The sequence below is a fragment of the Phaeobacter sp. QD34_24 genome (genome assembly GCF_028890115.1).
GTDB lineage: Bacteria > Pseudomonadota > Alphaproteobacteria > Rhodobacterales > Rhodobacteraceae > Phycobacter.
Genome location: NZ_JARCJD010000011.1, coordinates 16,575 through 29,628, shown reverse-complemented (window position 1 = coordinate 29,628; position 13,054 = coordinate 16,575). Strand labels below are relative to the sequence as shown.

The window sequence follows — 13,054 nt, the reverse complement described above, 5'->3', positions numbered from 1 at the left end:
CTAGTTCGCCGGGCGCACCTGCAGCTCCACCAGTTCGGTCAGGGGCACGCCAAGGGCCCGCATTGCCGCGATGGAGACCCGCGCGCTGCCTGCGCTTGGCGAGGGCTTCAGGGTCACGACAACCTCGGCACCACTGGCGCTGCGCAACAGGGCCTTTTGTTCATTGCTGACAAGGGATGTCTCCATCCAAAGGCCCGGCACTGCCGGATCCCCCAGCGAGGCAACCACCTGCTTGGAGCCGGTAAAGACCGTTTCCGGGGCAATCTCCTGTTCGGGCGCTTCCTCGACCAGGTCGGGCACATCCAGGGCGCCGCCGGTTGCATCCAATGGTGCCTGTGGTCCCGCCGGTGTTGCCGGTGCCGCCACGGGTGCGGGCGGCTCTTTCTTGAGGCTCGGCAATGTTGGCAAGGCAATGTCTCCGCAGCCGCCAAGCAACAGCACAGACAGGACAGAAGATGTGAAAAATGTCATACGCATGGGGCAAACCTACGTCCCCATCCGCCCCGTGACCAGACGCAAAATCGGCCTTCGGTTAAGGAAAACACACTCTCCCCTTGCCGGAGCGCAAAGCGCGCTTTACCTATTCTGGCATGACTGCTCCGCTGATTGATCCTTTCGCCCGCGCCATCACCTACCTGCGCGTCTCGGTGACCGACCGCTGCGATTTCCGCTGCGTCTATTGCATGTCGGAAAACATGACCTTTCTGCCCAAGAAGGAACTCCTGACGCTGGAAGAGCTGGACCGTCTCTGCTCCACCTTTGTCGGCATGGGCGTGGAAAAGCTGCGTATCACCGGCGGCGAACCCCTGGTGCGGCGCGATATCATGACCTTCTTCCGTGCGATGACGCGGCACCTGGACAGCGGCGCATTGAAAGAGCTGACGCTCACCACCAATGGTTCGCAGCTGGAGAAATACGCCCAGGAGCTGTTCGAAGCGGGCGTGCGCCGGGTCAATGTCTCGCTGGATACGCTGGACGAGCAGAAATTCGCGGATGTGACCCGTTGGGGCCGCCTGCCGCAGGTCCTGCGCGGCATCGATGCCGCCCAGAAAGCGGGTCTCAGGATCAAGATCAACGCGGTGGCGCTGAAAGGCTTCAACGAACCCGAACTTCCCCAGATCACCCGCTGGTGCGCCGAGCGCGACATCGACCTCACCTGGATCGAGGTCATGCCCATGGGCGATATCGGCAACGAGGACCGGCTGGATCAGTATTGGTCGCTGAAGGACGTGCGCCGCGAGTACGAGAACCACTACACCGTCACCGATCTGGCCGAACGCACCGGCGGCCCGGCCCGCTATGTGCGTCTGGAGGAGACGGGCCAGAAGATCGGCTTCATCACCCCGCTCAGCCATAATTTCTGCGAAAGCTGCAACCGGGTGCGCCTCACCTGCACGGGCGAACTTTACATGTGCCTCGGGCAGGAAGACATGGCGGATCTGCGCGCGCCCCTGCGCGATCACCCCGGTACCGAGGCCCCGCTGGAAGAGGCGATCCGCGCCGCCATCAACCTCAAGCCCAAGGGGCATGATTTCGATTATTCCCGGCAGAAGCCCGGCGGACAGATGTCCCGCCACATGAGCCATACCGGCGGCTGAGATGACCAGCCGGACCTCGGGCGGCGCGGCTACGCCCCTGTTTTACGCCTATCGCGCCATTACCGCGCTGATTGCGCCCTTGGCCTATCGCAAGGTGGCTGCAAAACTGGCCGCGCAAGGTGTTGCCGAGGCGCGCCAGCGTGAACGCCTGGGGCATGCCAGCCTGCCGCGCCCGGTACTGCCCCCCGACGCACCCTTGATCTGGTTTCACGGCGCCTCGGTCGGGGAAAGCCAGGCTGCCATGACCCTGATCAACCGTCTGTCCGAACGCCTGCCACAGGCGCGGTTCCTGCTGACCTCGGGCACGGCGACCTCTGCCGCGCTGGCCGCAAAACGCCTGCCGGGCAATGCCCTGCACCAATTCGCGCCCCTGGACGCCGCAGCGCCGGTGCGCCGCTTCCTTGCACATTGGCGCCCGGATGCGGGGATCTTTGTGGAAAGTGAGCTGTGGCCGGTGACACTGGCAGCAGCCCATAAGGCCGGTACGCGGCTGGCGCTGGTCAATGCCCGCCTCTCTGCGCGTTCGGTCAAGGGCTGGCAGAAACGCGCCGCCACGGCCCGTTTCATCCTGTCCCGATTTGATCTGCTGCTGAGCCAGAATGACCAGATGGCCCAGACCCTGATTGCATTGGGCGCTGATCCGGCACGGGTTCTGCCTGGCGGCAACCTCAAGGCCGGCGCACCGCCCCTGCCGGTGGACGAAACTGCCCTAACAGCTCTGCGCGGCGCTCTGGGAGATCGCCCGGTCTGGATTGCCTCCTCGACCCATCAGGGCGAAGAAGAGACGATCCTCTCTGCCCATAACGCCCTCTTGAAGCAGCACCCTGACCTCTGCCTGGTACTGATCCCGCGCCACCCTGAGCGTGCGGATGAGATCCTCGGGCTGATCGATGCCGCGGATCTGACATCTGCGCGCCGCAGCACGGGCGATGCACTTACCCCGCAGGTCCAAGTCTATCTTGCTGACACACTGGGCGAGCTCGGCACCTTTTATGCGCTCTCCCCGATCGTGTTCCTGGGCGGCTCGCTGCGGCCCATTGGCGGGCATAATCCCTTCGAGGTCGCCAGTGCAGGCGCCGCCGTGATCACCGGCCCCGGCACCAGCAATTTCTCCGAGACCTTTCCTCCCCTGATCGCAGCCGGTGGCGCGGTGGAGGTGAGCGATTCAAAAGGCCTGGCGCAGACCGTCGCCCATTGGCTGGAGGACAAAAGTGCCCTGGACCAAGCCCGCGCGGCGGCAAGGCAGTTTGCTGCGGACCAGGCGCGGCAGTTGGATGGGGTGACGGACATGCTGATCGACCGGCTGGGCCTGACAGCTGCGGATGCGAGCCGCGATGCCTGATCTTTTTGTCACCAACTTCAACCGCAATTTCACCGGCGTTTCCGCCACGGCCGCCAATGTGATCCGCCAGCAGGCCCGGACCCATGATCTGCGCCTGGTGGGTCAGCCCCTGCCCGGCTGCCCTGCCCCCATCACCACATCCGAGGCACGGCGCCTATGCAAACAGGCCCCAGACGGCAAGCCCTTTGCGATCTGGCATGTGCGCCGCAACACGGAAATGCGCGCGGCGATCTGGGCGCGGGACGTGCTGCGCCTGCCGATCCGCATTGTCTTCACCTCGGCGGCACAGCGGCGGCACTCGGCCTTTCCGCGCTGGCTGATCAGCCGCATGGATGCGGTTGTGGCCACCACCGAAAAGGCCGCCGAGTTCGTCCCCCATGTGCGTGCCGTGGTGCCCCATGGCGTGGATACCGATCTGTTTCAGCCAGCCGAGAGTCGCGAAACGGCCTGGGCCGCTCTGGGCTATGGCGGCAGTCTCGGGATCGCCACGGTTGGGCGTATCCGCCCCGAAAAGGGCACCGATGTCTTTGTCGATGCGATGATCGACCTTCTGCCCTCCCTGCCCGGCGCCGTGGCTTTGATCATTGGCCGGGCCGCGCGGGAACATCAAGGCTTCCTGAAGGATTTGAAATCCCGCATTGCGGATGCGGGCCTGACAGATCGGATCCTGTTTCCCGGCGAAATCCCAGCCGCCGACCTGCCCCAGATCATGCGCGCCCTGTCGCTGGTGATGCAACTGCCCCGCTACGAGGGCTACGGTATGGCCCCGCTGGAAGGCATGGCCAGCGGCGTGCCCTTTGTCGGCTCCGAAGCAGGGTACTACCGCGCCTTTTCCGCACAGGGCAAAAGCGGGCTGATTGTCCCGCTGGAGGCCGGAGCAGCTGCGGCGCAGGCGGCCCAAAGCATCCTGAGCGATCCGGGGCGCCACGCGCAGATGGCCCAAGACGCCCGCGAGATCGCCCTGCACAGTTTCAGCGCAAGGTCCGAGGCCGAGGGGATCGAAGCCGTCTATCAGGCTCTCTGGTCCGAGGGCTGAGCATCAAAAAAGGCCCGGCGGAGAACCGGGCCTTTTCGTTTCACATCAAGATCGCCTTACGCGGCAGGCATGCGCTGTTCGACGATACCGGCCCACCAGCTGCAGCCCGCGGGGATGGCCTCGTCGTTGAAGTTGTATTCCGGGTGGTGCACATCGGCGCTGTCGCCATTGCCGACCAGGATATAGGCGCCAGGGCGCTCTTCCAGCATATAGGCGAAATCCTCACCGCCCATGACCAGCGGCGCCTCTTCGCAATTGCCGGAAATGTCGCTGGCAACCTTGGCCGCGAATTCGGTCTGCTCCTCGTGGTTCACCATTACCGGGTAGCCGCGGTTGTAGGTGACATCCGCGGTGCCGCCATAGGTCGCCGCCACACCGGCGCAGATCTCCTTGATCCGCTTTTCGGCCAGATCGCGCATTTCCTTGGACATGGTGCGCACAGTGCCCTTGATCTGCACCCGCTGCGGGATCACGTTGAACGCCTTCGAGGAGGTCTCGAAGGAGGTCACCGAGACCACGATACGATCCACGGGATCGGCATTGCGCGAGGCGATGGTCTGCAGCGCCAGTACCGCCTGGGCGGTCATCACGGTGGTGTCGATGGTCTCATGCGGTTTCGCCGCATGGCCGCCGCGCCCTTCAAAGGTGATGTCAAAGGTATCGGTCGCCGCAAAGAAGGCACCGGGGCGGATCGCAAAGCTGCCGATCGGTTTACCCGGCCAGTTGTGCATGCCGTAGACCTCCTGGATGTTCCAGCGGTCCATCATGCCATCGTCGCACATCTCCTTGCCGCCGCCGCCGCCTTCTTCGGCGGGCTGGAAGATCACCACGACGGTGCCATCGAAGTTGCGCGTCTCCGACAGGTATTTGGCAGCACCCAGCAGCATCGCGGTGTGGCCGTCATGGCCGCAGGCATGCATGGCGTTGGCGGTCTTGGAGGCATAGTCCAGCCCGGTCTGTTCGTGGATCGGCAGCGCGTCCATGTCGGCGCGCAACCCGATGACCTTGCCCGAGGTGTCAGCCTTGCCCTTGATCACGCCGACAACGCCGGTGCGGCCAATGCCGGTGACGATCTCGTCGCAGCCGAATTCCTTCAGCTTTTCCGCCACCAGCGCCGAGGTGCGGTGGGTTTCGAACAGGATCTCGGGGTTTTCGTGGATATCACGGCGCCAGGCGGTGATTTCCTCCTGAAGCTCGGCAAAACGGTTCTTGACCGGCATTTCATTCACTCCTTTTGTTATATCGGTCCGGCGCTGCCTGCGCCGGTGGGACCCGGGGCCTGTTCAGGCCACAGGCATTCTTCGTTCAACGAGTTCCGCGAACCAGCTGATACCGGCCGGGATGATCTCGTCGTTGAAATCGTATTCGGGATGGTGGAGACCCGCGCTGTCGCCATTGCCGAGGCGGATCATGGCGCCGGGGCGCTCCATCAGCATGAAGGAGAAATCCTCTCCGCCCATCAGGATCGGCACATCCCCGCAGGTGGTGACAGCCTCTGCAGCCTCGCGCGCGTATTCGGTGGCGGCGTCATCGTTGATGGTGACGGGCACGCCGATGCGCATCTTGACCTCGACCAAGCCGCCGAATGTTTCGGCCACGCCTTCGGCGATCTCCTTGATGCGCTGCGGGATCATTGCGCGCACCTCTTCGGAATGGGTGCGGATGGTGCCGCGCACCTCTGCCTTGTCGGGGATCACGTTGAAGGCCTTGGAGGAGGTCTCCGCACTGGTCAGCGTCATCACCGCCTTCTCGATCGGATCCATGTTGCGCGACACGATGCTCTGCAGGGCGGCGATCATATGGCACATCATCACCGTGGTATCGACCACATCCTCCGGGTGGGCCGCATGGCCGCCCTTGCCCTGCAGCAGGAGGGAAAACTCGTCCACCGACGCCAGGATCGGCCCGGGGCGGATCGCGAACTTGCCCGCCTCGATGCCGGGGCTGTTGTGGATCGCGTAGACCTCATCGATGCCGAAGCGATCCATCATGCCGTCCTTGCACATGGCCTCGCCGCCATTGCCGCCCTCTTCGGCGGGCTGGAAGATCACCACGGCGGTGCCATCGAAGTTACGGGTCTCGGCCAGGTATTTCGCGGCCCCCAAGAGCATCGCCGTGTGCCCGTCATGGCCGCAGGCATGCATGGCTTGCGGGATCTTGGAGGCATGCGGCAGGCCGGTCTGTTCCTGCATCGGCAGCGCGTCCATATCGGCCCGCAGGCCAATGGCGCGGCCCTTGGTATCGGTGCGTCCCCGTATCACGGCAACAACGCCGGTGCGCCCGATGCCCGTCACCACCTCGTCGCAGCCAAAGCTTTGCAGCTTTTCCGCCACCAGGGCCGAGGTCCGGTGCGTATCATAGAGGATCTCGGGGTGTTCGTGGATATCGCGGCGCCAGCCAGCGACCTCTTCCTGGAACTCTGCGGCGCGGTTCTTGACGGGCATTCTTGTCTCCTCAGGCGGCGGGCATTCGTCGTTCGACCAGTTCGGCAAACCAGCTGCATCCCAAGGGGATCGCCTCGTCATCGAACACATAGGCCGGATGGTGGCACATGGCCGTGTCGCCATTGCCAAGGAAGATATAGGCGCCGGGGCGTTCTTCCAGCATATAGGCGAAATCTTCCGAGGGCATGATGGGATCGGTGTCGTCATTCACATCCGGCGACACCGCCCGCGCGGCCTCGACCGCATATTGGGTTTCATCGGGCGTGTTGATCGTCACCGGATAGCCCGGAGACCAGTCGACCTCTGCCGTGGCCCCAAAGGCGGCGGCGGTGTTTTCCACGACCCGGCGCACCCAGGTTTCGGCCTGTTCGCGATACTCGGTATCCAGCGTGCGCACGGTGCCCTTCAGCCGCACCGTATGGGCAATGACATTCGAGGCCGCACTGTCGGTTTCAAAGGTACCCACGGTCAGCACCACCCGTTTGATCGGATTGACGTTGCGCGACACGATCGCATGCAGCGAGACCACGATCTGCGAGGCCACCAGCGTGGTGTCGATCGCATCATGGGGTGCTGCGGCATGACCGCCCTTGCCGGTGACCGTGATTTCGAACTCATCGGCAGAGGCCAGAAGCCCACCGGGGCGGGTGGCGAACTGACCGACCGGCAGGCCCGGCATGTTGTGCAGCCCATAGACCTCCTGGATGCCCCAGCGCTCCATCAATCCATCGTCGCACATGGCCTTGCCACCGGCACCACCCTCTTCGGCAGGTTGGAAGATCAGCACCACGGTGCCGTCGAAATTGCGCGTCTCGGAGAGGTATTTCGCAGCGCCCAGCAGGATGGCGGTATGGCCGTCATGGCCGCAGGCATGCATGACACCGGGCGTCTTGGAGGCATAGTCTACACCGGACGCCTCATGAATGGGCAAGGCATCCATATCGGCGCGCAGGCCAATCACCCGCCCCGAGGTATTGGTCTTGCCCTCGATCACCGCAACCACGCCGGTGCGGCCGATGCCGGTGGTGATGGCACTGTCCTCGAGGCCGATCTCCTTCAACCGATCCACCACAAAGGCCGCGGTCTTGTGCACCTCATAAAGCAGTTCGGGATTCTCATGCAGGTGGCGGCGCCACTTGGTGATTTCCGTCTGCATCTCGGCAAAACGATTCTTGACTGGCATCCTTCACCTCATGGTTTGCAGTGCTGCGTCATTTGTTCACGGGCACTCTCAGACAATTCACTTGCCTTAGCAAGTATCTGCGAGCAGCCAAGACATCTCCCGGATCGCATTTCCGTGAACAGGGTCGCGCGCAACCCGAACAGGCTATTTGTTTCAAGTGCTTACGGAGCACCAATCCAATCGAGTTTCAATATCCGCGCTCAGGAAGTCTCAGAAAAATATTTCCATGTGCACAGATATTGACCTCGGCCCCTGCCGGAGCAGCCTGTGTCAGGCTGTCCCGCCACAGGCAAACACAGTGATCAGGCCGCCAGGCGATCCACCAGCTGACGCATGAAGTCATGACCGGCATTGAACTGCGCCACGGTGATGAATTCATTGGGCTGATGCGCCTGGGCGATATCGCCGGGACCGCAGATCACCGCCGAATATCCCGCCTCCTGAAACTGTCCCGCCTCGGTGCCGTAGCTGACCACATGGGTGCCGTTGTCACCCGTGATCGCGCGCACCAGCGTTTCCGCCGCGCCATCCTGTTCAGGGACAAGGCCCGGCACGTTGAACTTCTTGTTGATCTCGATGCGGGTGTCGGGATGGATCGCCTGCATCTCTGCCTCGACCCGAGCCACCTCGGCCAGGTAAGCCGCCTCCCAGTCAGAGGCCTGCTCTCCAGGCACCACCCGGAAATCCATCACGAAGCGGCAGTCCTTGGCGGTGATATTATGGGCGGTGCCGCCTTCGATCATGCCGACGTGGCAGGTGGTATAGGGGGGCGTGAACATCGCCGGGATCTCGCCCGGCTCCGCTACCATATTCTCGGCATTGCGGTGATTGGCCCAGTCGATCAGCCGCGCGCCCTGCATGATGGCGCTGACCCCGGTGTGCATCAGGGAGCTGTGCACCTCGAAGCCCACCAGATGGGTGTCATAGCCGATACCGCCCTTGTGGCCGGTCACCGCCTTCATCATCGAAGGCTCCCCCACGATCACGGAGCTACCCTTGGGCAGCACGGGCTGCATGGCCTCGATCATCGGCGGCGCGCCGGTGCAGCCGATCTCCTCATCAAAGGAGAGCGCCAGTTGCAGCGGGCGCTTGACACCACGCCGGTGCGCCTCGACCAGCGCCCAGATGGCGAGGGCATCAAAGCCCTTCATGTCGCAGCAGCCACGCCCGTAGTATTTGCCGTTCCGTTCCACCACGGTGAAGGGATCGCTGTCCCAGGGCTGGCCATCCACGGGCACCACATCGGTATGGCCCGACAGGACCACGGCGCCTTCGACCATCGGCCCAACATGGGCAAAGACCGCCGCCTTGTGCAGCTGATCCGGATCGGTCCAGCGGTGCGGGGTGATGCCATGGGAAGAGAGATACGCCTCCACCCATTCCACCAGCGGCAGGTTGGTGTCCCGGCTGACCGTCGGGAAAGACACCAGTTTCTCCATCAGCTGGAGCGGCGATAGCACTTCAGCCACGGGATCAATACCCGCTGTCGGTGGTCAGAACAAAGTGACCCGGCTCCAGCTCAAGGTATTCCGACGGCTCCGGCTTGTAGCCGACCGGGTGAATCGGAGAGGGAATCGGTTTGAAGTTCAGATCCTTCTCGCTCTTGCGCTGGCGCGGGTCGGCAATCGGAACCGCCTTCATCAAGGCCTGAGTATAGGCATGGAGCGGATTGGCAAAAACGCGGTCGCGCGGGCCGATCTCGACGATGCGGCCCAGGTACATCACGCCGACCTGGTGGCTGACGCGCTCCACCACCGCCATGTCATGGCTGATGAACAGGAAGGAGAGTCCCAGTTCGGACTGCAGCTCCATCATCAGGTTCAGCACCTGCGCCTGCACCGACACATCCAGCGCCGACACGGCCTCGTCCGCGACGATCAGCTTGGGGTTCAGGGCCAGGGCGCGGGCAATGGCGATCCGCTGACGCTGACCGCCGGACATTTCATGCGGGAAGCGGCGCATGAAGCTGCGCGGCAGGTGCACCCGGTCAAACAGCGAGGCCACCCGATCCTGCAATTCCGACCCCGAGGCCAACCCGTAGTTGCGCATCGGTTCGGCCACCTGATCCATCAGCTGCATCTGCGGGTTCAGCGAAGCAAATGGATCCTGGAAGATCATCTGCATATCGAGCCGCGCCTCGTGCAGCTGAGACTGGTTCAGCTTCAGAATATCGCGGCCCTCGAAGTTCACCTCTCCCGACATCGGCTCCACCAGGCGCAGGATCGAACGGCCGGCGCTGGACTTGCCGCAGCCGGATTCGCCCACCAGGGACAGGGTCTGGCCCTTGAAGACCTTGAAGGAGACATCTTCGACCGCGTGCACATTGGCAACGGTGCGACGCAAAAGACCGCCCTTGACCGGGAAACGGGTGGTCAGGTGCTTCACCTCGAGCAGCACCTCGTCAGTGCCCTTGATCGGCTCGATCTTCTGATCCTCGACGCCCATCAGCTTCATCGGCTCGGGGTAGTCCTTGCCGACCATCTCGCCCAGCTTGGGCACGGCGGCCAGCAGGGCCTTGGTGTAATCGTGCTGCGGGTTCTCGAAGATCTCGGTGACGGTGCCCTCTTCGACCTTGTTGCCGCGGAACATGACCACGACCCGGTCGGCCATCTGCGCCACCACGGCCATGTCGTGGGTGATGAACATCACCGCCGTGCCGGTCTCGCGCTTGAGGCGATCCATCAGCGCAAGGATCTCGGCCTGGATGGTCACATCCAGCGCGGTGGTGGGTTCGTCCGCGATCAAGAGGCGCGGCTCGCAGGCCATGGCCATGGCGATCACCACCCGCTGGCGCATCCCACCCGAGAGTTCGTGCGGATATTGCTTCAGGCGTCGCTCCGGTTCCGGGATGCGGACCTGGCGCAGCAGCTCCAGCGCGCGGTCCTCGGCCTGCTTCTTGGTCATGTTCTTGTGGATACGCAGACCTTCGGTCAACTGGCGACCCACGGTGAACACCGGATTCAAAGCGGTCATCGGCTCCTGGAAGATCATGCCGATCTCATTGCCGCGAATCTGCTTCATCATCTCCTGTTCGGCCTGGGCCAGATCGGTGCTTTCGCCACCGCGCCCATTGAACAGAAGCTCGCCACCGGCAATTTCGCCGCCACCAAATTCCACCAGCCGCATCAGGGACAGGGACGACACCGATTTTCCGGAGCCGGATTCGCCCACGATACAGACGGTTTCGCCCGGGTTGACGTCGAACGAGACGTTCTCCACCCCCACGACGGGTCCATCCTTGGTCTGAAATTCGACCCGCAAGCCTCTTATTTGTGCAATCGGTTGGTCCAGCACCCCAGTCGTCCCCTTATGGCTTTATTCTTATCCACTGCGTCAATGGCAGGGTTTCAAGGCCGTGATGTAAGCTGATCGAAGAACCTTCGTCAAACCTATGCAAGGGGGATAGGGGAAATTTTGGATCCAAAGGCTTGCAATTTCCGCAAACTCTGTTTCGATACCCTCAGTGTCCGCCAGGGGGATTGGGGCGACGCAAGGTCACTTGCAGCCCGATATGGTGCTATAATTATCAAGCACTTATCTCCCTCTTGGTGGTGCGACAAACCATCCGCAACCCTGCGGCAACAGGCTGGGTAGACAATGCCCGGCCGCAATAAACACGAAGAGCACTGATTCTGTGTTCGACAAGGAGAGTGTGAAATGAAGATCAAAACCCTTTTGATGGGGGCCATTGCATCGGCAGCGCTTGCTCCGGCAGCTTTTGCTGAGCGCGGCGCCGACGGCCAGGTGAGCATCATCTACTGGCAGGCCCCGTCGATTCTGAACCCGTTCCTGTCCGGCGGCACCAAGGACGTCGAGGCCTCCTCGCTGGTCATCGAACCCCTGGCGCGCTACGACCCCAATGGTCAGATGGTGCCCTTCCTGGCGGAAGAGATCCCGACCGTTGCCAATGGCGGCGTCAGCGAAGACCTGACCTCCATCACCTGGAAGATCAAATCCGGTCTAACCTGGTCCGATGGAAGCCCCTTCACCTCCAAGGACGTGAAGTTCACCTATGACTATTGCACCCACCCCGAAGGTGGTTGTGCGCAGGTGACCAAATTCGAAGGCGTAACTTCCGTTGAAACCCCGGACGATCTGACCGTCAAGGTCACCTTCGGCGGCCCGACCCCCTTCCCCTATGGCCCCTTCGTGGGCGGTGAAAGCCCGATCATCCAGGCCGCGCAATTCGCCGACTGCCTGGGTGCCAAGGCGCCCGAGTGCACCGAGGCCAACTTCAACCCGATCGGCACCGGCCCCTTCGTGGTCGACGAGTTCAAGCCGAACGACGTGATCACCTTCTCGGCCAACCCGAACTACCGTGACCCGGCCAAGCCCGCCTTCGGCAAGGTCCTGTTCAAAGGTGGCGGTGACGCAACCGCAGCCGGCCGTGCCGTGATGGAAACCGGTGAATTCGACTACGCCTGGAACCTGCAGCTGGCGCCCGACGTCATCGCGCAGATGGAAGCAGGCGGCAAAGGCAAGGCGATCGCAGGCTTCGGCCCGCTGGTCGAGCGCCTGATGCTGAACAACACCAACCCCGATCCGGCGCTTGGCCCGGACGAGCGTTCGGTTGTGCGCCCGCACCCCTTCCTGAGCGATCCGGCTGTCTACAAAGCCATGTCCATGGCCATCGACCGCCCGCTGCTGGTCGAAATCGGCTACGGCAAGGCTGGTAAAGTGACCTGTAACTGGGTTCCCGCACCTGCCGTTTACGCCGCCGACATCGCAGGCTGTGACGTGCAGGACATCGCCGGCGCCAACAAGATGCTGGATGATGCAGGCTACAAGGACACCAACGGTGACGGCGTTCGCGAGACCCCGGACGGCAAGCCGATGAAGATCCTGTACCAAACCTCGACCAACGCCGTGCGTCAGGACTTCCAGGCCCTGATTAAACAGTGGTGGAGCGAGATCGGTATCGAAACCGAACTGCGCAACATCAACGCATCGGTCTTCTTCGGTGGTGACCCGGGCTCCCCGGATACCTTCCAGAAGTTCTATGCCGACGTTGAAATGTACGCCAACACCTTCAACGGCACCGACCCGCAGTCCTACTTCGGCAACGGTCTGTGCGACAAGGCACCGAGCCCGGCGTCCCAGTGGCAGGGTGAGAACATCTCCCGCTTCTGCGATGAAGAGTTCGACGCGCTGCACGCTGAGCTGACCAAGACCGCCGACGCTGCCAAGCGCGCCGAAATCGGTCAACAGCTGAACGCGATGATCGTGGAAAAAGGCGGCATGATCCCGCTGGTTCACCGCGGCCGTCTGTCCGGTCAGGCCCTGTCCCTTGGTGGTCACGTCCTGAACGTCTGGGACAGCGAACTGTGGGATGCAGCCGACTGGCACCGCATCAAGTAAGCGGCTCTAGGCCCCTCGAGGCCCCGGTTCAGCACCGGGGCCTCTTGCCATTTCCGTCCCGTTCCGCTTTAGGGCGCCGGACGAATTTGGAGC

Annotated in this window: 10 protein-coding genes; 4 read left to right on the top strand and 6 right to left on the bottom strand. The window is 62.9% G+C overall.

The features are described from left to right. Positions 1 to 477 carry a hypothetical protein gene (locus tag PXK07_RS10420; protein ID WP_274848171.1) on the bottom strand — a complete coding sequence of 159 codons (477 nt, stop codon included), beginning with the start codon at positions 475 to 477 and terminating at the stop codon, positions 1 to 3. Positions 478 to 590: 113 nt separating this feature from the next. Between PXK07_RS10420 and moaA the strand changes: the two genes are divergently transcribed. The 3 genes from moaA to PXK07_RS10405 are packed head-to-tail and all read left to right on the top strand — an operon-like array spanning position 591 to position 3,976. Next, positions 591 to 1,598: a GTP 3',8-cyclase MoaA gene (gene moaA / locus PXK07_RS10415; protein WP_274848297.1), complete on the top strand. Its 1,008-nt coding sequence runs from the start codon at positions 591 to 593 to the stop codon at positions 1,596 to 1,598. 1 nt (position 1,599) lies between these two features. Beyond that, positions 1,600 to 2,940 carry a 3-deoxy-D-manno-octulosonic acid transferase gene (locus tag PXK07_RS10410; RefSeq protein WP_274848170.1) on the top strand — a complete coding sequence of 447 codons (1,341 nt, stop codon included), beginning with the start codon at positions 1,600 to 1,602 and terminating at the stop codon, positions 2,938 to 2,940. Beyond that, positions 2,933 to 3,976, top strand: a complete 1,044-nt coding sequence (locus PXK07_RS10405) for a glycosyltransferase family 4 protein (protein ID WP_274848169.1) — start codon at positions 2,933 to 2,935, stop codon at positions 3,974 to 3,976. The genes PXK07_RS10410 and PXK07_RS10405 overlap by 8 nt, the downstream gene beginning before the upstream one ends. Positions 3,977 to 4,032: 56 nt before the next feature. Here PXK07_RS10405 and PXK07_RS10400 read toward each other — a convergent pair whose 3' ends face one another. The 5 genes from PXK07_RS10400 to PXK07_RS10380 all read right to left on the bottom strand — a co-directional run bounded on the left by PXK07_RS10400 (position 4,033) and on the right by PXK07_RS10380 (position 10,897). Then, the gene (locus tag PXK07_RS10400; protein WP_274848168.1) at positions 4,033 to 5,196 is read right to left on the bottom strand and encodes a M20 aminoacylase family protein; all 1,164 of its coding nucleotides are present in this window, start codon (positions 5,194 to 5,196) and stop codon (positions 4,033 to 4,035) included. A gap of 63 nt (positions 5,197 to 5,259) precedes the next feature. Further along, positions 5,260 to 6,420, bottom strand: a complete 1,161-nt coding sequence (locus tag PXK07_RS10395; protein ID WP_274848167.1) for a M20 aminoacylase family protein — start codon at positions 6,418 to 6,420, stop codon at positions 5,260 to 5,262. 10 nt (positions 6,421 to 6,430) lie between these two features. Next, on the bottom strand, positions 6,431 to 7,603 hold the full coding sequence (locus PXK07_RS10390; protein ID WP_274848166.1) for a M20 aminoacylase family protein: 1,173 nt from the start codon (positions 7,601 to 7,603) through the stop codon (positions 6,431 to 6,433). A 302-nt stretch (positions 7,604 to 7,905) separates the two neighbouring features. Further along, the gene (gene argE / locus PXK07_RS10385; RefSeq protein WP_274848165.1) at positions 7,906 to 9,072 is read right to left on the bottom strand and encodes an acetylornithine deacetylase; all 1,167 of its coding nucleotides are present in this window, start codon (positions 9,070 to 9,072) and stop codon (positions 7,906 to 7,908) included. Between the two features lie 4 nt (positions 9,073 to 9,076). Then, the gene (locus tag PXK07_RS10380) at positions 9,077 to 10,897 is read right to left on the bottom strand and encodes an ABC transporter ATP-binding protein (protein ID WP_274848164.1); all 1,821 of its coding nucleotides are present in this window, start codon (positions 10,895 to 10,897) and stop codon (positions 9,077 to 9,079) included. Between the two features lie 363 nt (positions 10,898 to 11,260). Between PXK07_RS10380 and PXK07_RS10375 the strand changes: the two genes are divergently transcribed. After that, entirely contained in the window at positions 11,261 to 12,961 is a 1,701-nt protein-coding gene (locus PXK07_RS10375) for a peptide ABC transporter substrate-binding protein (RefSeq protein ID WP_274848163.1), read from the top strand. Positions 12,962 to 13,054: the final 93 nt, after the last annotated feature.

Excerpts from the sequence above, each read along its gene's own strand:
- PXK07_RS10420 (WP_274848171.1), bottom strand. The coding sequence starts at position 477 with ATGCGTATGACATTTTTCACATCTTCTGTCCTGTCTGTGCTGTTGCTT.
- moaA (WP_274848297.1), top strand. The coding sequence starts at position 591 with ATGACTGCTCCGCTGATTGATCCTTTCGCCCGCGCCATCACCTACCTG.
- PXK07_RS10410 (WP_274848170.1), top strand. The coding sequence starts at position 1,600 with ATGACCAGCCGGACCTCGGGCGGCGCGGCTACGCCCCTGTTTTACGCC.
- PXK07_RS10405 (WP_274848169.1), top strand. The coding sequence starts at position 2,933 with ATGCCTGATCTTTTTGTCACCAACTTCAACCGCAATTTCACCGGCGTT.
- PXK07_RS10400 (WP_274848168.1), bottom strand. The coding sequence starts at position 5,196 with ATGCCGGTCAAGAACCGTTTTGCCGAGCTTCAGGAGGAAATCACCGCC.
- PXK07_RS10395 (WP_274848167.1), bottom strand. The coding sequence starts at position 6,420 with ATGCCCGTCAAGAACCGCGCCGCAGAGTTCCAGGAAGAGGTCGCTGGC.
- PXK07_RS10390 (WP_274848166.1), bottom strand. The coding sequence starts at position 7,603 with ATGCCAGTCAAGAATCGTTTTGCCGAGATGCAGACGGAAATCACCAAG.
- PXK07_RS10375 (WP_274848163.1), top strand. The coding sequence starts at position 11,261 with ATGAAGATCAAAACCCTTTTGATGGGGGCCATTGCATCGGCAGCGCTT.